The sequence below is a fragment of the Priestia sp. YIM B13552 genome (assembly GCF_042787775.1).
Taxonomy (GTDB): domain Bacteria; phylum Bacillota; class Bacilli; order Bacillales; family Bacillaceae_H; genus Priestia; species Priestia megaterium_E.
Genome location: NZ_JBHZOU010000001.1, coordinates 915822 through 936026 on the forward strand (window position 1 = coordinate 915822; position 20205 = coordinate 936026).

Here is a 20205-nt window from a genome sequence, read left to right on the forward strand (position 1 = left end):
GACTGAATACTTTACTACATCTTTAACTGAAATACAACTTAAAAGTTTTGGTTTCTTTACAAGTACTTTACTTTACTTTAAAGTTAGATATATAAGCATAGGGTTATACACAAAAACAGCTTCTTTTTTTGGAACAAACTCCCTATATACATAAACCACAATAGGTAACTAGCAGCAATTGTTTAACACCTATAATGATAAAGAAAAGGTGATTATAATGGATCAGCAGTTAATAGATAAACTAGAAAAACTTGACCAAGTTAAAACCTCATTATTTGAACTCAAGCGAAAGCTCTTGGAAGATAAAATCAGTGAGCAGCCCTATAGTTTGACCATTACGAAATTTTTAATTCTAAAATTCATTGGAGTCAGCTCTAAACGTATGGTAGCCGAAATTTCTTCAAATCTAAAGCTAACCTCCGGGGCTACTACCATTTTATTAAATCAATTAGAAGCTGATGCACTCATTAAGCGCGTACGTGACCAAAAAGACCGCCGAATTGTATGGATATCCTTAACAGAGGCTGGCGAAACATTAGTGAACTATGTAATTGAGCAGCGGAATTTATTTTGGCAAGACATGCTTTTTGCTCTAACTCCTGAAGAACAGGATGAGTACCTCCGCATGCTTGAAAAAATGGAAAAACGAATTAGACAAACTGTAGATCGTTAATGCTAAAAAACGTGTGTTCATTTATTTTATGGACACACGCTTTTTATGACCCGCTACTATTGACGAGTTTAGGAAGCTTTTTGTTTGCTGTCTTTAAAATTCAGGATTATTTTTCAAAAATCCACTCCAAGCCTGTGCTGTAGCTTTCTCAATTTCTTCTTTGGAAGCATGAAGCCTCTTAGCGCTGTCTCCATAGCCAATTTCGATTTTACCTTTTTTCAATTCTTCAAATATCGAATCGGCAAAGTCATCAAGCGGTGCTCCAAATGTATGAAGTCCCGGTCCTCCCAAATCCGTGTTCACGGCTGGAGGAAGAATTTCTATCACTTCGGTATTTGTTTCTTCTAATTGATGTCTTAGACTAATCGTAAACGACCTTAATGCCGCTTTTGTTGCGCTGTAGATTGGCACCCATGCTCCAGGTGTTAAAGACAGCCCGGAAGTAACGTTAATAACCGCAGCACCTTCTTGCTGAACGAAATGAGGAATCAATAACGACGTTAAATGAATAGGAGCACTTACATTACTCATTAGTTCTTTTTCGTAATACTGCCACTCTTTGTGCATGTGTAAAAGATTTACGCGCTGCTGAATGCCTGCATTATTCACAATAACATTTAATTTCGGGAATCTTTCAGTCGCCCATTTTACTAGCTCTACTCTGCTTTCTTCTATTGATACGTCGCACACTTTTGTATGTACTGAAGGGAATCTTTCTTTTGCTTCTTGCAGCTTTGACTCCCTTCTTCCACAAATAATAACTTCATTTCCTTCATTTAAAAATCGTTCTGCAAGTGCCAACCCAATTCCAGACGCTCCGCCCGTAATTAAAATAGTGTTTCCTGACATCTTCATTACTTTTCCTCCTCGTTCAACCATCACATTTATTTTTTAATAAACAAAGCGCTACTGCATGAATGACAATAGCGCTTTGTTTATTATTTATCTTACAAGACGTTTTAGTCTTGCTTTAAAATTAAAAGTCAAAGTTATCCGGATCAGGACCTACGCGATGATTTTGATTTAATGCGTTAATTTTTTCAACTTCATCTGCATTTAATTCAAAATCAAATACGTCTGCATTTTGGATAATACGATGTTCTTTTGTTGACTTAGGAATAGTTACTACTTCGTTTTGCAAGTCCCAACGTAAGATAACTTGAGCAGTTGATTTTCCGTGCTTTTCAGCAATTTGAGTTAACACTTCGTTATCAAGCAGCTCACCTTGTGCAAGCGGTGACCATGCTTCCACTTGGATTCCTTGTTTTTTGCAGTATTCACGCACTTCTGTTTGTGTTAAAAGTGGATGAAATTCGATTTGGTTTACCATCGGCTTGACTTCTGCATCTGCAATCAAGTCTTCCAAATGATGTACTTGGAAATTCGATACGCCGATTGCACGAATTTTCCCGTCTTTATAAAGCTTTTCAAGTGCTTTCCACGTATCTTTATACTTGCCTTCAACTGGCCAGTGAATTAAGTATAAATCTAAATATTCAAGCCCTAGCTTGTTTAAGCTTGTTTCAAACGCTTGAATAGTTGTGTCATATCCTTGATCTGCATTCCACACTTTTGATGTAACAAACAGTTCTTCGCGAGAAACACCTGATTCTTTGATCGCTTGTCCCACGCCTTCTTCATTTTCATAAATTTTAGCCGTATCAATGCTTTTATATCCAGCTTTGATTGCATATTTAACTGAATCTACAACTTCTTGACCATCTTCTACTTTATAAACACCTAAACCTAACCAAGGCATTTTAACGCCGTTTGCTAAGGTCGTAGTTGACTGTAAGTTTTCCATGTTGCTGTTCATCCCCTTTTTTTACTATTGAATTATTCGTAAAGAGTAATTGCTTGTGAAATTTGTTCTGCGCACTGTTTAACAAGTGCAGCATGTTCTTCGTCTTTCTCTTGTGAAATACGAAAGGATGGACCTGATAAAGCAATAGCCGCCATTATTTTTCCTTTTCTGAAAATAGGGGCTGCAATACAGCGAACGCCCGGCTCCCGTTCTTCATCGTCGACAGCATATCCTCTTTCCTTACTTAAAGCTAAATCAGCTTCAAGCTCGTCCAGCTCGGTGATCGTTCGATCTGTATAAGCTTCAAGCGAAAGTTCATGAAGAATAGATTTTTGTACGCTGTCCTCTTGATAAGCAAGAATACACTTTCCAATAGCATTTGCATGAAGCGGCTTTTTATTTCCTACTTCAGAATGCGTACGAGTGCTATATTGCCCGTTAACCACCTGAGTTGTAACCATTTGTTTATGATGGAGAATTCCCGCATAAATGGTCTCTTTGGTCTCTTCACTCAGCTTCTGCATAGCAGGAACAGAGAGCCAATTCATTTCATAGTTCGTATGCATCGTATTTTGCACGAGTGCCAGCACCAGTTGCGGTGAAACCGTATAGCGATTAGACGGGTTTCTTACAATAAATCCGTTTTGCTCAAGCGTGCTCACAAGACGATACATCGTACTCTTATTAAAACCGAGCGCTTCCATCATTTCTGGAATAGTCATATTCGGACGGTTTAAAAGCAAAGAGAAGATATCTAATCCTTTTTTTAAAGTTCCAACCTCGGACATGCCCTTCTTCCTCCTTTTATCCGAACAACAATTTTATTATAAAACAAAGCTCTTTATCGTATCAAATAAGGAAACTAAACTAAGTTATTTTCCCTATATAAGAGAATACATAACGTAATTGTTCTTCTTAATCTATTCCACTGTTTTTTCTATTTAAACATAAAAAAAGTCTTAACAATAGAATTTTTTTACATTTTTTGAAATTAGTTTTGCTTTTCACTCGTTAACTTCTTCAAATCGCTTCAGCTGCTCCAGCTGATTTTCCTTTTTCATAATTTCTTTCTGACGCTCACCTAGTAAATCGAAATGAGGATAGCTGGATCGATTATCAATATACTTAGCGGGAATACCATACTTTTTTCCCCACTTAATCAGCTTATTTAAGTCACTGCAACCTACTTTTGTTACGGTAGTTGCATGTGGAAAACGCTCATCAAGCCAATAATGAGTTAAAAACGCGATCTCTCCTCGCTTAACAGCTGCTTTCCATGCGTTTAGTTCCGGGCGTTTAATTCCAAATGCCATTCTTTCACCTTTTCTCTTTTATATAAGTAGTTACATTATTTGTTTACTATAAAGAAAAAATATCATTCATATAGAAATCTTTCATAATATCTTGTCTATTTATAACCATCTCTAAATAATAGCTTATTTTCTCAACCTGTTTCCTCTCTAAGCATTATTGTGTGCTTATGATTCTATCATCATCTTCTTTTCTTTTTCAAAAGATCAAACAAACAAATAACGTTTAAATAATAAAGAAAAGCCTTATATATATAAGAAACTAAGGATTAATTTCAACATTTCTTTTGCGAATGATTTTTCCTTTGTATTAAATGTTGTTCTTTTTTTATTATGTCAGTATGCATTTATTACGAACCTTCAGTATATTAAAAAACCTACAAAGATACCATTCTCACAAAAAGACAGAATTTACTTTTTATTCCGAAAATAATATAATTCAAGTGATATGAAGCTTTTCGCTTCATCTATTTATTATTAAAGGGGGAATTCTGCTTGGCGATGAATGAAAATTCTTTAAAGAAGGTAAACAATGCTTCTTCCTCTCCTGATTACACAGAAATTGTACAGTCTGCTTCATTTCAAAAGCTTTTAAAACAAAAACGCAATTTTATTTTACCGCTCTCTCTGTTTTTTCTTGCTTTTTATTTTACCTTGCCTATCTTAACAGCTTACACAACCGTCCTAAACCAACCAACTTTTGCTTCTATGACCTGGGCGTGGGTATTTGCTTTTGCACAGTTTGTGATGACCTGGACCCTATGCATTCTATACACAAAAAGAGCCTCGAAATTCGATGAACTTGTTGACACGATTAAAAAAGAAGCTGCAAATTAAATAGGGGGTTAAATGAATGAACGTACTAGCTTTTTCACTTTTTTTAGCCATTGTAGGTCTTACGCTAATCATTACGTATGCGGCATCCAAGCGGACAAAAACGACCAGTGACTTTTATACAGCAGATGGAAGTTTAACCGGCTGGCAAAACGGTATGGCAATTGCCGGAGATTATATGTCTGCTGCATCATTTTTAGGCATAGCTGGAATGGTAGCGCTTTCTGGGTTTGACGGTTTTTTTTACAGCATCGGCTTTTTAGTTGCTTACCTGGTTGTGTTATACGTTGTAGCTGAACCACTTCGCAACTTAGGAAAGTACACGATGGCAGATATGATAGCAGCTCGTTTTAACGAAAAGAAAGTGCGGGGAGTTGCTGCGTTAAACACGATCACCATTTCCATTTTTTACATGATTGCGCAGCTTGTTGGAGCAGGAGCATTAATTCATTTATTACTTGGTCTAGATTACGTATACTCTGTCTTGATTGTCGGCGTCTTGATGACGGTTTACGTTGTATTTGGAGGAATGACAGCGACTAGCTGGGTTCAGATTGTCAAAGCCTTGCTTCTGATGATTGGTACGTTCATTATTTCCATTATCGTATTTTCAAAATTTGATTTTAGCTTAGCTAAAATGTTTTCCGAGATGAAAACTGCAACTCCTCTTGGTGACGGCTTTTTAAATCCAGGAAATAAATTCAAAAATCCGCTGGACATGATTTCGTTGAATTTAGCTCTTGTTCTTGGTACAGCAGGCCTGCCTCATATCCTTATTCGTTTCTTCACAGTAAAAGATGCCATCACCGCAAGAAAGTCTGTTATTTATGCAACGTGGATCATTGGCGTTTTTTACATTATGACAATCTTTTTAGGATTCGGTGCTGCTGCTTTTGTAGGATATGATGATATTATCAAAGCAAATGCAGCAGGAAATATGGCGGCTCCTCTGCTCGCTCAAGTTCTTGGCGGAGACTTTCTTTTTGCGTTCGTTTCAGCTGTAGCATTTGCTACAATTTTAGCTGTTGTAGCTGGACTGGTGCTCTCAGCAGCTTCAGCATTCGCGCATGACTTCTATAGTCATATTCTGCGTAAAGGAGCTGCTACTGAAAAAGAACAGGTAGTGGCTGCACGATGGGCTTCTATTGGGGTATCCATTTTATCTATTATTCTTGCATTATTTGCTCAAAACATGAACGTGGCATTTTTAGTGGCACTTGCCTTTGCCGTAGCAGCGAGCGCTAACTTGCCAATTATTCTTCTCACTATTTTTTGGAAACGCTTCAATACAGCAGGAGCAGTTACGGGGATGCTGGTTGGGCTATTCAGCTCACTATTTTTAGTTGCCATTAGTCCAAACGTGTGGGCACCTGAGCCGGGAGCTGCTATCTTTGTAGGCGAACCGCTCATCACGCTAACAAACCCTGGTATTATCTCTATTCCTCTAGGCTTCTTAGCTGCTTTTGTAGGAACACTTCTTTCGTCTAAAAAAGCAGACGGAAAGAAATTTGATGAAATTTTAGTAAAAGCAAATACAGGTATGGGAATCGAAGAGCCTGTCAAACATTAATGCCAAAAAAGCCTTGAAGCAGGTTGCTTCAAGGCTTTTTACTAGAATAAATCTTCTTGTAAACCAATAGCGGAAATTTGTTCATTTCTAAACTTTACAGCTAACATATGCTCTTCTTCCCACGTACATTCAAAAAACAAACCAAGTTCTCTTGTATCATGAGGTGCTTCAGGAACAAAGATTTGAATACACTCAACTAAAAAACCGATGTCTTTTCGCTTTTTTACATTCGGAACTAATAAGTCTACTACGTCTTTTTCAACTTGAGTTCTGTATTCATCTCGCACCTGCTGATAATAATCAAAAAGTGCTTTTTCCGTCCTCTTTAACAATAATTCACCTTGAAGCCAAAATGCTTGAAAGGCCTCTTCTTGTCGTTTTTGAAATGGCTTCTCTTTATCTCCATCAATTGTCAGCAACACCTGTTGTTTTTGTCCAAAGAAAGTGACCTGTTTTTCTCCAACCCAGGCCGAGTCATATAACAAAGATCCAAAAAGCGGATGATGTACTCGTAATGTTTGATTCATTGCATACCTGACCCTCTCAAAAAGTGGATTTCTGCTTGCATTGGCGTATAATAAATGGTGCTTGAAACAAACTTCTAAACTTATTCTATGTTACCATATTTTTTACAGAAAGGAGTGCCACAATGTGTGAATACAATTAAATCTTTGTACCCTTACTTAAAACCTTACAAATGGCTCGCGCTGTTTGCCCCGCTATTGATGGTAATTGAAGTGTTAGCTGACCTTCTTCAGCCTACTATTATGCAGCATATCATTGATTATGGCATTGCAAACAACGATCAAACATATGTTATCACGCGAAGTATCCTTATGCTCATGTTAGCAGTCATTGGCTTAGCTGCCGGTATCGTCTGCGCCATCCTTAGCACAAAAACGGCAGTAAATTTTTCTACCGATATTCGGAAATCGCTTTTTGAAAAAATTGAAAACCTCTCAAACAGCAACAGAGACAAACTAGGGACTGGTCACTTAATTACCGTCATGACAAATGATGTAACGAGTGTTCAAAACGCATTGAATATGACGCTAAAAGTATTAGTTAGAGGTCCTTTACTTTTTGCAGGAAGTATTGTGATCGTGTTATTAACCGCTCGTTCTTTGTTTCCTATTATCGTTGTGGTCGTCCCTATTTTATTTTTATGCATTTGGTTTGTGATCACGAAAGCTGGAAAACTTTTTAAAAAAGTTCAGCAAAGCGTTGATCGTGTAAATACAAAAGTCCAAGAAAATTTATCAGGGATGCGTGTAGTAAAAGCGTATGTAAGAGAATCGTATGAAATCAATCAGTTTAAAGAAGCAAACAGCTCCTTGACGCGAGCTAATATGAGTGCTGTTCAGCTTATTTCGCTTTTAATGCCCGTTATTTTATTTGTCGTAAATATCGGAATGGTAGCTACTCTATGGCTGGGAGGACTTCAAGTCGAAGCAGGAAAAATTGAAGCAGGTGTGATTTTAGCTTTTATTAATTACTTAACGATTATTTTAAACGGACTTATGTCAAGCAGCATGGTGCTGATGCAAATTACACGCGCATTCCCTTCAGCTGAACGAATCGATTCTGTTTTAAAAACAAAAATAGACATCCCTCCAGCAAACTCTGCTGCTCAAATCAACAGACTTAAAGGTGATCTCTCGTTTCAAAACGTTACATACAGCTATAGTAAAAATGGCGAAAACGTATTAAAAGATATTTCGTTCACTGCTAGACACGGGGAAACCATTGGCATTATCGGCTCTACTGGAAGCGGGAAGTCGACGCTTGCAAAACTTATTTCCCGCTTATATGATCCTGATGACGGCGAAATCTTCGTAGATGGAAAAAACCTTACGGACTATGACGTAAAAGTGCTTCGCTCATCCATTGGGTTTATTCCTCAAAAAGCTACGCTGTTTACCGGCACGATTGATATGAATATTCGAATGGGAAAAGATCAGGCTTCTTCCTCAGAAATTGAAGATGCTGCGGATTTTGCATGCGCAACGGAGTTTATTGAAAAACTTCCAGAAAGATATGAGTATCCTTTAACGCGAGGAGCAACCAATTTATCAGGAGGGCAAAAGCAGCGTCTTTCAATCGCGCGTGCATTTGTTAGAAAGCCCGCTATCCTGGTCATCGATGATGCAACTTCGGCATTGGACGCTGTCTCAGAAGCGCAGGTACTAAAACATTTAAAAGAAGAGTTTGCTGATGCGACCGTTATCATTATTGCTTCTAAAATTTCGTCTCTTCTCCACGCTGATCATATTATCGTCATGGATGAAGGCAAAATTGCTGAACAAGGGACTCATGAAGAGTTGCTTCGTTATCGCTCTCTTTATTACGACATTTACCTTGCACAAGGCGGAAAAGAGGTGTTGCCTAGTGAATAATCAAGGTAAAAATCAAATGAGCTCTATTCGCGGCCCTAGAGGAATGATGAAAGGCCCTGTAGTTAAGCCAAAGAATGCGAAAAAAACACTGTACAGAATCTGGTCATATATGGGGAAACGAAAACCTCCGCTTGCGGCTGCGATAATCTTAGTTATTGTGACTTCCCTGCTTAATTTATTAGGCCCTTATTTAATTGGGGTTATTATTGATGAGCATATTATTCCTAAAGATATCAGCGGGACGATACGAATGTCCCTTATTCTTGCAGGAATTTATATCACGACATCTTTATTAACATGGCTGCAAACCTATTTAATGGTGAACGTTTCGTTTACAACTATTGGAATGCTCCGCCAAGATTTATTTGCAAAGCTTCAGACTCTCTCCCTTCGCTTTTTTGACAAACGAGCTCACGGAGAGTTAATGAGCAGAGTCACAAATGATATTGATAATCTAAACAGCGCTCTGAGTCAAAGCGTTATTCAGGCTCTGTCCTCTATTTTGTCTTTAGTCGGCATTACCATTGCGATGTTCTCGCTCAACTGGATTCTTGCCATTATCACGCTGATTGTTATTCCCTTGATGGTTATAATCGTTCGACAAATATTAAAACGCAGCAGTGAAAATTTTGTCAAACGTCAAAAAGACTTAGGTGAGCTAAACGGCTTTGTAGAAGAAGCAATCTCTGGAGGAGAAGTTGTTACGCTTTTTAGTAAGGAAAAAGACTTTTTAACTGTTTTTAATGAACGAAATGAACAGCTGAGAAGTTCAGCAACAAAAGCGGAAACATTTTCAGGCTTTTTAGGTCCTGTCACAAACTTTATTAACAACTTAGGCTTAGCACTAGTGATCGGAGCGGGCGCATTTATGGCTGTTCAAGGTAGCGTTACAGTTGGGATGATCGCTTCATTTGTTAACTACTCACGTCAGTTCTCTCGCCCAATCAGTCAAATGGCAAACTTAGTAAACACCATTCTTTCAGCTATTGCCGGCGCAGAGCGCGTGTTTGCGATTATGGATGAGCAGCCGGACATCACAAACAAGCCAAACGCTCTTTCTGTTACAAAATTTGCAGGAGACGTTGCTTTTGAAAACGTAGCATTTGGCTATAACGATGAAAAAATGATTTTAAAAAATGTTACACTGACAGCAAAAAAAGGTGAAATGGTTGCTTTGGTCGGTCCAACAGGTTCTGGTAAAACAACCATCATTAACTTGCTCACACGATTTTATGACATCTCAAACGGAGACATTAAAATTGACGGACGTTCCATCAGTGACTATAACATCCATGATTTACGAAACCGAATCGGCATTGTTCTTCAAGATACCTATTTATTTTCCGGTACGATTGCGGATAACATTCGATTTGGCCGGTTAGATGCCAGCGATGAAGAAGTGAAAAGCGCCGCAAAGATGGCCAATGCTCATTCGTTTATCAAACATTTGCCGCAGCAATACGATACCGTGATTTCAGCTGGTGGAGGAAATTTAAGTGAAGGTCAAAAGCAGCTTTTATCGATTGCTCGAGCCATGCTTTCTGACTGTGACATTTTAATTTTAGACGAAGCTACTTCCAATATTGATACAAAAACAGAAATTGATATTCAACGAGGAATGAGTAATCTATTAAAAGGAAAAACAAGCTTTGTGATTGCCCACCGCCTTAAAACGATTGAAAATGCAGATCAAATCCTTGTCTTAAAAGACGGACAAATTATTGAAGAAGGAAATCATGGCGAGCTGCTAGAAAAACAAGGGTTTTATCACAAGCTCTATACGCAGCAGTTTACGATTTAAAAGAGGTAAAATAAAAAGTATGTTAGTTTAAGGAAGGTCCGAATGAGTACTCGTTCGGACCTTTTCATTGTGTTGGTAAACGTAGGGTTCATCCAGTTAGTTGCTTCTAGCTGTTGATTAGAAAGCAAGGCGAAGACTCCTGCGGGAACAGCGGAAGGGATCAGACCCCGCAGGAGCGCAAGCAACGAGGAGGCTCATCGTCCGCGGAAAGCGAAGCCTTGCACGGAAATCAACAGTGGTGTAATAAATGATCGATATGAGCTCCTTTCTTACATTTGTTTGGCTTTAGATTGAATTGATGTAGTTATGTCTCAATCTCTTTTTTGTTCTATCACTTATCTATTACAGCTACAATTTTCCCTTTTACTCGACGAGTCGCCAGTTCATCTAATGCTGCCGGCACTTCGTCTAGTGAAATGACTTTTTCCACGAGTGCATTTAGCTTATTTTCTTGTAAAAGCAAAAGCATTCTATTTCCCATCTCAGCAAGCTTTCGCTGTTCTTTTACGTTATTAGACTGATGTACACTTCCTAATGCAACTTGATGAAACGATAGTGGGTGCGCAAACGAAATCGCATCGTTTACATTAGGCGGTCCTGCGATGAATGCAATTTGACCATTAAAAGCAAGAGCCTTTACCGACTCGTCTGCATTGTCTCGTCCAACGGTATCCAAGACTAAATCTACACCGATTCCATCGGTAAGCTCCAGCACTTTTTTCACAAAGTCTTCTTTACGGTAGTCGATTACATAATCAGCACCTAAACTTTTTACAAACTCATGATTGGCAGAAGATGCGGTTGTGAGCACTGTAAGGCCTGCATTTTTGGCAAGCTGAATGGTAAATCCTCCAACCCCTCCAGCACCTGCGTGAATTAAAATTGTTTGTCCTTTTGAAGCGTTCATTTTGTGAAACAATGCTTGATATGCTGTATATCCCGCACATGGAATAGCCGCAGCGTCTTCGAATGAAACCCCTTGCGGAATAAGAGAAACTGTGTGGGCTGTTGTCACCCCGTATTGTGCAAACCCGCCTTTTTTTGATAAATCGCTATGATATACAACGCGGTCTCCGACTTTGACAGCTGTGACTTCTTCTCCCACTTCCTCGACAACGCCCGCTGAATCAAGTCCTAATACGTGAGGATATGTCCAACTAGGATTACCGCTGTTTCCTGTTTTATAATCTACAGGGTTCAAAGCAGTAGCTTTAATTTTAACTAAAATTTCACCTTTAGCTGGATGTGGCTTTTGGATATTTCCGACTTTCATCTCACTTACTTTCCCTTTGCCTTCTAGCAGTAAAGCTTTCATCAAGATCTCCCCTTTTACATTTCTTCCTTCAATTAAAAGTTCTTTTTCAGTATAATAAATACATGTTGTTTACAAAAGACGGCACTTTCATGTAACCAGGTACCTTCCCGGTAACCTAGGTCTATGGATATTAAATTATTATATCCATATTTCATATCTGTTTATGAATGGAGGATTAACGGTGAAAGCACCCCACTATAATGTACCTGTTGAAGCAACGCTTGAAGTAATCGGCGGGAAATGGAAAGTCGTTATTTTATGCTTATTAAAAGAAGGTGAAAAACGTTTTAGTGAACTTCAGCGAGCTATGCCTGCTATTACCAAAAAAATGCTGTCTCAACAGCTAAAAGAATTAGAAAAAGACGGTGTGGTTAATAGAAAAGTATACAATGAAGTTCCTCCTAAAGTAGAGTACTCACTCAGTGAAGAAGGCGAAACCTTACGAGAAATTTTAAATATGATGTGCGCATGGGGAGATAGAAGAATGGGAAACACCCCAAATTGCAGCTAAGTTCTCCTAGCGGCTCTGTTAAAACAAACGAATAGCTATTGCCAGGAGCTATTCGTTTTTGTTTTATCTATTCTCCTACTCTTTCTTGCAATTAGCCCCTGTGTAAGAACATCTGACAACACTATAGAATTCTTTCGCATTTTCAGCTATGATGATGTCGAACGATGCAGCCAGAATTGTCGAAATAAAACTCAAGAATGATAGGTGATTCAATGATGCAATTAGGTTTAGATTTATCCCAAAAACAACTATTAAAATTGGCCATGACACCTGAATTACGTCAGTCTATCAACATTTTAAATTATTCTACGGCCGATTTAGTTCATTATCTTCATCAGCAAGTCAATGAAAATCCTGTGATTAAACTGTCTGCTGGCGACTCTCAGCAAAAAGATTCATTTGATACTCGAGAACAGCGTTCATATTCAAAAGGTTATACCGATGACGATTATAATCCGTTTAATTATATATCTGATCAAACTGTGACATTAGAGAGTCATTTATTAGAGCAGCTGTCTATGCTAAATCATTTACACTCACACCAAAAACACATCGTTCAATTTCTAATTGGAAACTTAAATAAAAACGGCTTTTTAGCAATTGAGCCAAAATTGGCAGCCGAACTGCTGAATGTTTCAATTAACGAAGTCAACGATATGATTCACGTTTTACAAAGCTTTGATCCGATTGGCGTGGGCGCTCAAAATTTTGTCGATTCACTGCTTATTCAAATTAAGGCCAAAAAGTCAAAGCCTCCTCTTTTATACGACGTGGTAAAACACGATATTGAAGATATTGCTAACAAAAAATATCGGAACATTTCAAAAAAATACTCTATTTCGATGCGTGAAGTACAAGAAATTGTTGACTGCTTGCGGACATTAAATCCTCGTCCAGCAGGAGATTTCCACGTCCCGCTTACAAAGTACATCTCGCCTGATGTAACGGTACAAAAAGTTGACGGCCGCTATCATGTTATTCTTCATAGCGAGCTGCTTCCGCCCATCGAAATTAACGGCACCTATCAAAAGCTGGTTCATCGCTCTGCATGCGTAACAACCGATCGATACGTACAGGAAAAAATTCATGAAGCTACTTGGCTAATCAATAGTATTGAGCAGCGTAATGCGACGATTTACAACGTGTCCAAAGCCATTGTGGAACATCAGCAAGATTTTTTTGAAATGGGTATTTCGGGGCTAAAGCCGCTTAACTTAAAAGATATTGCTCAAAAAATAGACTGTCACGAATCAACGGTAAGTCGTGCGACTAACGGAAAGTATATTCAAACGCCACGCGGGCTGTTTGAGTTAAAATACTTTTTCACCAATTCTTTAGAGCGAACTGATGGCGAACAAAGCAATTCTACTGCCTTTATAAAAGAAAAAATCAAAACATTAATTGCCGAAGAAAATAAATTAAAACCTCTTTCAGATCAAAAGCTCATGTCTCTTCTTTCCAGCGAAGGAATTCAGATTTCAAGAAGAACAGTAGCTAAATACCGTGAAGAAGCAGGAATTGAAAGTTCTTCTAAGCGGCGACGATTTTAATATTGCTTATTCTAAATTACAGCTTTATCCCTACTAAAAAGAACCCGTTGATTTTACTCAACGGGTTCTTTTTATCGGTTTCCAATAAATAAAAGCCATATGATATTGATACGTATATTCATATGTGCCATTTATTTTCTTTACATGCTGTAAAATAATCTTCTCAGTTTCTAACTTGTCAATATCTTTAGAAAGCACCTTTGTCGAGTTCTTCTTGATGAGATCTTCGTACGTCTCATAAGTTACCGTTTTGGTTATAGGAACCAGCTTACAATCTGCGTAAATACCCAGTTCATATAAAATATTTAGTAAGTCAATATATTCCTTACGGCGCCATTTAATCTCGTACCCAAGCTTTCTATGTAACTCTACGTAGTGAGGCTTTTCTGGACCCGTTGACATGCCTATAACCGCCAAACGATTAGCCGAATCGTTCATATTTAAGAGACCATCGACAATATTATGCATACGGTAAAAACAGTTTATTCCTACTACGGCATCGTAGTTATCTGTTAGACGCTCATACTCCCATTTACCTTCTATGAACTTTAGATTAGAGCGGGCATCTGATTGCGTTTGTAAGTAGCGAATAATGCTTGGCGAACAATCCATACACGTAAGTTCTTTTACATAATCAGCAATCGAAAACGTATAATTTCCCCAGCCAGGGCCAATTTCCATAACAGAGTCAGTTGGATTCAAAAAAGCAAGAAGTTCTTGTTGAAGCTGTTTTACTACAGGGTCATTTGCTGAATTAAAAGACATTTTTTCTACATACCGCTGCCAAAACTCATCTTCAGCTCGGTCATTTATCATCCGTTCCGATATTGAACCGTCCCATTCTTTCAGCCCTTCCTGCCACTTTTTCACACGATCACTTTCATATACCGAAATTTTTGTAAGCTGCATGTATTCACGTTCCCCTCTTTTATACGTAAACCTATACTATCATAAAGAAAAAGAGAGTTCCTTTTTAAACTGGAACTCTCTTTTTCTATTAGTTAAATTATGCTGCTGCCTGTTCCTCTGTGTGATGCTTCTCTTTTCTGGCATTGATATAAAACATTATCAATGAAAGAGTGATGAAGATTGCTGCAAAGATTCCAAGTACGCCAGCCTGATGCCATACGTAGCCGAAATCATCACCAATGGAAATGATTTCACGGAAACCGCGAATTGCATAGGTCATAGGCAAGTACGGATTAATTGCCTGGAAAAATTCCGGTACAAGTGCTTTAGGGAATGTACCTGCACTGCCGCCAATTTGAAGCAGCAGAATAATGAAGGCTAAATATTGCCCTACTTTTCCTAACCCTGTTGTTAAGAACAAGATAAGTGTAAAGAACGTCACACCTGTAATCATGGTAAAGATATAGAAGTGCCAAATGCTTGTTACGTTTAAATGCAAGCCCCATAGAAGAGCTGTAACAGCAATCGCTGCCTGCAGCATACCTACAATAGTGATGACACTAAACTTACTTAAGAACCACGAAATGCCTGATGTCGGTCGAATTGATGGCTCTTTCATTGGATATACCGCTGAGAACATTAACGTTCCCGCAAACAAGCCAATACATAAGATGTATGGAGCTAATCCGACACCGTACTTATCTACGTTGTTTTGTTTATCTGATTTTAAATCCGTTGGATTTGAAAACATGCTATATGTTTTATCATCCGCTTTAACATCTTTTGCATCTTTTGCACCATCTGCTAAAGATGAATGAAGCTCGCTTGTTCCATCTGATAATTTAGATGAACCATCATATAGTTTGGACGAACCATTTGTTAACTCTTTAGAACCATTTGCTAATTTGGTTGCCCCGTTTTCTAGCTGTGTTAAACCATTTGCTAGCGCTGCGCTTCCTTGTTCAGACTTCTTAAGTCCATCCACAATTTGCTGCTGCCCGTCAGCAAGCTTTCCAGCTCCTGTATGAGCGTCAGCAATACCGCTGTTTAGCTCTGCAAATTTGCTGTTGAACTGCTTTTCTCCGTCTGCTAGTTTAACAGCACCGTTGTATAGTTGAGTTTGGGCATTGTATAATTTTGTTTGGCCATTGTACAGCTGACTTTGTCCATCAGCAATTTTATTAATAGCGCTTTGAATATCTTCTCCGCCTTTAGACAGCTTTTGAAGAGCCGCAGATAGCTCTTTCACTTTATCTACTTTTGCTTTTAGCTGCTCTGCTTTTTGCTGCTGTTCATCCATAAACTGCTGAGACGTAAGTTTTTTAATTCCTGCAATCAGCGTTTGTTTTTGCTCATCAGGAATGGACTCGTTGCTGTTAATGCTGTCAATGAGAGCTTGCTGCTGCTGTTCAAACTCTGCTTTTTTTGAATCGACCTGCTGTTTAATCTGCGTAATTTCCTGTTCTGCTTGATTAATTTGCTGCGTAACGCTGCTCACTTCAGCGTCCACTTGGTTTAAGCCGCTTGTAAACTGCGGTAATTTCCCTTGAAGTGTCTTTGTTCCTTCATTGAGCTGCTGTGTTGCACCTTGCAGTTTTGCAGTTCCGTCTTGTAGTTGTCCTAATCCATTGCTAAGCTTTCCTGCACCTGTTTCAAGTTCTTTAGAAGCCGCATAAAGCTGCCCGCTCCCACTTTCTAGCTTCCCTAAACCGCTGTTTAGGCTGCCCAAGTTTTCATTAATTGTGTCCGCACCGTTTAGGAGCTTAGCTGCACCTGCATTTAAATCTGTTGCTCCTTTTCGTGCATCCGTTAATCCGTTTGCCAATTTAGCTGTACCGTCTTCGAATGTAACCGTGCTGTCTGCTAATTTCTTCATGTTATCTCGCAGCGTTTTCGAGCCGTTTTCGAGCTCTCCTGCACCGTCACTTGCTTTTTGAAGACCATCCGCTACTTGCTTAAAGCTGTCAAATACCGTTTCAGCATACTGCTTTGTGACTGCTTCTTTAATCTGATCATTGATTTTAGCCACTGCATTTGAGCTAATTTGAGCGCCTGAATAGTTCTTTCCGGCATTTGTATGATAGATAAATTTCATTTTTTTAGGATCTTTATCCATTAATGTTGTTGCATTTTTGGAGAAATTCTTTGGAATTTCTAACACTAAATAGTAGTCCTCATTTTTTAAGCCTTCTAACGCTTTTTCCTTGTTCGTAAATTTCCAGTCAAATTTGTCATTTTCCTTTAAATCATCAACAAAATCACGACCGACATTCAATTTCTTTCCATCTAAGGTAGCACCTTTATCTTCATTTACCACTGCAACTGGAATTTGATCTGTTTTTCCATATGGATCCCAGTAAGCAGATAAAAAGATGACATTATAAAGTAATGGAACAAATAACAATCCGCAAATCACCACAATAGTCATTGGTTTGGAAAAGATTTTTTTCCATTCTCCTTTAATCATATTCATGTTTTTTAGCCTCCAATAATCCTTACTTCCGCCTGACTGTTTGACCGAAAAACATTTTCGGTCATTAAGTTCTGATTAATGTTACCATATTCACAAGAATAAGGTCAATCGTTATTCTGTAATTAAAAGCTGATTTTAACAGAAAGTTTAAAATCAGCTTTCTTAAGATAACATTCATGCTATAGGCTTAAATCATTAACTTCATCCGCATCGTTTTTAACAAGTGCCCTTCAAATTCATCATCAAATTCATCCACGAGCTGGAAACCTTTTGATTGATAAAAAGCACGGCCTATTCCGTTTTCCCTTTCTACATTAATGTAAACGATTTTTAGTTCCTTCGAGCGCTTCATTCCTTTTTCTAACAATTGCGAACCGATTCCTTTTCCTTGATAAGCAGGCAGTATATAGATAGATCCTAGTTCTATTTCCCCTCTGTTTTGTAGTCGGAAAAAGTTAGCGTATCCTACGATTTTCTCATCAATAGTTGCTACATAAATGAACGAATTACGCAAGCGCCACAGCATCCTTTTATTGGAGTATGCTTCTGAAAGAAACCGATTCTGAACGCTTCTAGGAATAATTCCTTCATATGTATCATACCAGCTCATCTTTGCGACGTATTGAACAGACGTAATATCTTCTTTTCTCATTTTGCGAATGATTACCTCCACTCACATCCCTCCTGACAATTTGCTGCTAAAATCGTACATAATTTCATCTGAAAAATATAGTTATAAATATATATTTTTAATTGTAACGCTCTAGAAGCATTGATTGATTTTAGAACCTTATGTATAATCGAGATAGATACAAATTGAAAATGATTATCATTAACAGGAGTGCTGAATGATGAATTTAACTACCGTGAGTATTGGCGACAAAGTAAAAGTTAAAAACATTGAATTTTTAGATAGATCACTAGAACGCCGCCTTCTTTCTTTTGGAGTAAAAAAAGGCTGTGAACTATGCATGAAGCAAAAAACCATCTTAGGAGGACCTTGTATTATTGAATGTCAAGGTCAAATGATTAGCATCCGAAAAAGGGATGCGGCTAAAATTGAGGTTGAGACAGCATGAGTACAATTGCACTTTTAGGAAATCCAAACACAGGAAAAACTTCTTTATTCAATATATTAACAGATTCCTATGAATACGTAGGAAACTGGAGCGGTGTAACCGTTGAAAAGAAAGTTGGGTCTATTAAAAAGCAAAACAGCCAGCTGGTTGATTTGCCGGGTGTGTATGATTTTACTCCTCTTTCTTCAGATGAAGCAGTGGTAACTAACTTTTTGTTAACCGGAGAATTTAACAGTATGCTGAATATCGTAGACGCTTCTCAGTTTGAAAGAAGCATGCATCTCACTATTCAAGCATTGGAATATGGAAAACCATTAGTAATCGGCTTAAATATGATTGATGTAGCAGAAAAACGCGGATTGACTTTTCATTTGGAGAAGCTTAGCAAATCATTACATATTCCGGTTTCTGCAATTATTGCCCGCAATGGAAAAGGAATTAATGAGCTTCTCTCCACTTTGAAGCAAGATTTAAAAGCCCCTTCATTTCAATTAAATTACGGGGAAACCACTGAACAAGCAATTCGTATGATTCAAACAAAAGCGGATGTCAGCAGATGGATTGCCATTCAATTTTTAGCGGAAAATAGCGTAATCGAATCAACATTAAAAGAAAAAACGAGTTACTCAGAGCTGCTTGAACTTCGAAAAGCGGCTGCACAAAAATTAACCAAGCCGCTTAGCGAGCATTTCTTCGACGTGCGTACAGCATTTATTGAGCGCATTTCCAGCGAGTGTATCATAAAGGGCAGCGAAACACCTCTAACCTTCACAGATCGAATCGATCGAATTGTGACGCATAAGTGGCTTGGTCTCCCTATTTTTCTTGGCTTAATGTATTTGATTTTTAATATTACGTTTACTTGGATTGGCGTTCCTCTTTCTGATAAACTGGACGGTTTTTTTGGCGGAACGCTTAGTAAAGGCGCTGATTCTCTTCTAAATGCAGCTGGTGCCGCTCCATTTATTCATGATTTAATTGTGGACGGCATCATCGCAGGCGTAGGCGGCGTACTAGTATTTGTACCACAAATTTTTGTCCTGTTCTTTTTCATTTCACTGCTTGAAGATTCAGGATACATGGCTCGAATTGCTGTAGTAATGGATCGTATCATGGAATTTTTCGGTTTGAACGGAAAAGCATTTATTCCGATGATTATTAGCTTTGGATGTAACGTACCAGGGATCATGGCCGCGCGTACAATTGAACAGCGAAAAGAGCGCCTTATGACCATTTTAGTAAATCCATTTATGAGCTGCTCAGCACGCCTTCCTGTATACGCTTTGTTTGTAGGTGCGTTTTTTGTACAAAACGGAGCAGCTGTGGTGTTTTCTATGTACTTGCTTGGCATTATTTTAGCACTTGTTGTAACGAAAATTTTATCAGTAACGCTTCTTAAAGACGAACAATCAACTTTTATTGTTGAACTTCCTCCTTACCGCGTACCGCAAGCCAAGACTCTTTGGAGAAGCACGTGGGAAAAAGGCCGAAATTTCGTCCGAAAAGCAGGTACGGTTATTTTAGCTGGCTCTGTATTTATCTGGCTATCATCTTACGCTGGCCCCGGCGGTTTTGGAGTAGATATGGAAAATAGCTTTATGGCTATTATTGGAGGTGCTATCGCTCCGCTATTTATCCCTTTAGGTTTTGCCACATGGCAAGCTGTAGCATCACTGATTACAGGCTTCCTAGCAAAAGAAGTGGTTGTTTCGACTATGAGCATCATCTATAAAGTACAAGAAGGACAGCTTGGCGACACAATGAAGACATTCTTTACACCGCTAACAGCCTATACGTTTATGGTGTTTGTTCTTCTTTATGTTCCGTGTCTAGCAACCGTCGCTGTTATTCGACGAGAAACCGGCTCATTGAAATGGACAGCATTTGCTGTGGCCTACCCTTTGGTTGTCGCTTATCTCGTAGCTTTGCTTGTACACACTATTGGAAAAGTACTTGGTTTTTCTTAAAAGGAGTGAATAA

The 20205-nt window shown here is 38.5% G+C and carries 19 protein-coding genes; 10 read left to right on the top strand and 9 right to left on the bottom strand.

Annotation, left to right across the window (positions count from 1 at the left end; translation table 11 throughout):
* Positions 1-217: 217 nt before the first annotated feature.
* Positions 218-673 carry a MarR family winged helix-turn-helix transcriptional regulator gene (locus tag ACFX40_RS04480; RefSeq protein ID WP_102813440.1) on the top strand — a complete coding sequence of 152 codons (456 nt, stop codon included), beginning with the start codon at positions 218-220 and terminating at the stop codon, positions 671-673.
* Positions 674-766: 93 nt separating this feature from the next.
* Here ACFX40_RS04480 and ACFX40_RS04485 read toward each other — a convergent pair whose 3' ends face one another.
* The 4 genes from ACFX40_RS04485 to ACFX40_RS04500 all read right to left on the bottom strand — a co-directional run bounded on the left by ACFX40_RS04485 (position 767) and on the right by ACFX40_RS04500 (position 3790).
* Positions 767-1528, bottom strand: coding sequence for an SDR family oxidoreductase (locus tag ACFX40_RS04485; RefSeq protein WP_377254277.1), 762 nt, complete (start codon positions 1526-1528; stop codon positions 767-769).
* Positions 1529-1649: 121 nt separating this feature from the next.
* Positions 1650-2477 (bottom strand): aldo/keto reductase, encoded by an 828-nt coding sequence (locus ACFX40_RS04490; protein ID WP_075421316.1) that lies wholly within the window; start codon positions 2475-2477, stop codon positions 1650-1652.
* Between the two features lie 32 nt (positions 2478-2509).
* On the bottom strand, positions 2510-3265 hold the full coding sequence (locus ACFX40_RS04495) for an IclR family transcriptional regulator (RefSeq protein WP_013081930.1): 756 nt from the start codon (positions 3263-3265) through the stop codon (positions 2510-2512).
* A 216-nt stretch (positions 3266-3481) separates the two neighbouring features.
* A complete protein-coding gene (locus ACFX40_RS04500) occupies positions 3482-3790 on the bottom strand; it encodes a hypothetical protein (protein ID WP_377254280.1) in 309 nt (102 codons plus the stop codon).
* 498 nt (positions 3791-4288) lie between these two features.
* Here ACFX40_RS04500 and ACFX40_RS04505 point away from each other — a divergent pair, with 498 nt between their 5' ends.
* Together ACFX40_RS04505 and ACFX40_RS04510 are read left to right on the top strand one after the other, a co-directional pair.
* Positions 4289-4624 carry a DUF485 domain-containing protein gene (locus ACFX40_RS04505; protein WP_377254454.1) on the top strand — a complete coding sequence of 112 codons (336 nt, stop codon included), beginning with the start codon at positions 4289-4291 and terminating at the stop codon, positions 4622-4624.
* A gap of 16 nt (positions 4625-4640) precedes the next feature.
* Positions 4641-6191: a solute symporter family protein gene (locus tag ACFX40_RS04510; RefSeq protein ID WP_208756051.1), complete on the top strand. Its 1551-nt coding sequence runs from the start codon at positions 4641-4643 to the stop codon at positions 6189-6191.
* 41 nt (positions 6192-6232) lie between these two features.
* Here ACFX40_RS04510 and ACFX40_RS04515 read toward each other — a convergent pair whose 3' ends face one another.
* Entirely contained in the window at positions 6233-6718 is a 486-nt protein-coding gene (locus ACFX40_RS04515) for a DUF6985 domain-containing protein (RefSeq protein WP_013055615.1), read from the bottom strand.
* Between the two features lie 126 nt (positions 6719-6844).
* Here ACFX40_RS04515 and ACFX40_RS04520 point away from each other — a divergent pair, with 126 nt between their 5' ends.
* The 3 genes from ACFX40_RS04520 (at position 6845) to ACFX40_RS04530 (ending at position 10639) form a co-directional block, all read left to right on the top strand.
* Complete coding sequence (locus tag ACFX40_RS04520; RefSeq protein WP_377254283.1) at positions 6845-8587, top strand: ABC transporter ATP-binding protein; 1743 nt, start codon at positions 6845-6847, stop codon at positions 8585-8587.
* A gap of 16 nt (positions 8588-8603) precedes the next feature.
* Entirely contained in the window at positions 8604-10388 is a 1785-nt protein-coding gene (locus tag ACFX40_RS04525) for an ABC transporter ATP-binding protein (RefSeq protein WP_377254457.1), read from the top strand.
* A 113-nt stretch (positions 10389-10501) separates the two neighbouring features.
* Entirely contained in the window at positions 10502-10639 is a 138-nt protein-coding gene (locus ACFX40_RS04530; protein ID WP_165802481.1) for a hypothetical protein, read from the top strand.
* An 80-nt stretch (positions 10640-10719) separates the two neighbouring features.
* On the opposite strand, the gene ACFX40_RS04535 is transcribed toward ACFX40_RS04530, so the two are convergent.
* On the bottom strand, positions 10720-11703 hold the full coding sequence (locus ACFX40_RS04535; RefSeq protein WP_377254286.1) for a zinc-binding dehydrogenase: 984 nt from the start codon (positions 11701-11703) through the stop codon (positions 10720-10722).
* 163 nt (positions 11704-11866) lie between these two features.
* Between ACFX40_RS04535 and ACFX40_RS04540 the strand changes: the two genes are divergently transcribed.
* Both ACFX40_RS04540 and rpoN read left to right on the top strand, forming a co-directional pair.
* On the top strand, positions 11867-12214 hold the full coding sequence (locus tag ACFX40_RS04540; protein WP_034668472.1) for a winged helix-turn-helix transcriptional regulator: 348 nt from the start codon (positions 11867-11869) through the stop codon (positions 12212-12214).
* Positions 12215-12426: 212 nt separating this feature from the next.
* The gene (rpoN, locus tag ACFX40_RS04545; protein WP_241771363.1) at positions 12427-13764 is read left to right on the top strand and encodes an RNA polymerase factor sigma-54; all 1338 of its coding nucleotides are present in this window, start codon (positions 12427-12429) and stop codon (positions 13762-13764) included.
* Positions 13765-13821: 57 nt separating this feature from the next.
* Here the strand turns inward: rpoN and ACFX40_RS04550 are convergent, their stop codons facing one another.
* The 3 genes from ACFX40_RS04550 to ACFX40_RS04560 form a co-directional block, all read right to left on the bottom strand.
* Positions 13822-14673, bottom strand: a complete 852-nt coding sequence (locus tag ACFX40_RS04550; RefSeq protein WP_377254289.1) for a class I SAM-dependent methyltransferase — start codon at positions 14671-14673, stop codon at positions 13822-13824.
* 97 nt (positions 14674-14770) lie between these two features.
* Positions 14771-17146 carry a YhgE/Pip family protein gene (locus ACFX40_RS04555; protein ID WP_377254292.1) on the bottom strand — a complete coding sequence of 792 codons (2376 nt, stop codon included), beginning with the start codon at positions 17144-17146 and terminating at the stop codon, positions 14771-14773.
* A 187-nt stretch (positions 17147-17333) separates the two neighbouring features.
* On the bottom strand, positions 17334-17819 hold the full coding sequence (locus tag ACFX40_RS04560; RefSeq protein WP_028407621.1) for a GNAT family N-acetyltransferase: 486 nt from the start codon (positions 17817-17819) through the stop codon (positions 17334-17336).
* Positions 17820-17994: 175 nt separating this feature from the next.
* On the opposite strand from ACFX40_RS04560, the gene ACFX40_RS04565 reads away from it, so the two are divergent.
* Together ACFX40_RS04565 and feoB are read left to right on the top strand one after the other, a co-directional pair.
* On the top strand, positions 17995-18225 hold the full coding sequence (locus ACFX40_RS04565; RefSeq protein ID WP_013055605.1) for a FeoA family protein: 231 nt from the start codon (positions 17995-17997) through the stop codon (positions 18223-18225).
* Entirely contained in the window at positions 18222-20192 is a 1971-nt protein-coding gene (gene feoB / locus ACFX40_RS04570; RefSeq protein ID WP_377254295.1) for a ferrous iron transport protein B, read from the top strand. The genes ACFX40_RS04565 and feoB overlap by 4 nt, the downstream gene beginning before the upstream one ends.
* Positions 20193-20205: the final 13 nt, after the last annotated feature.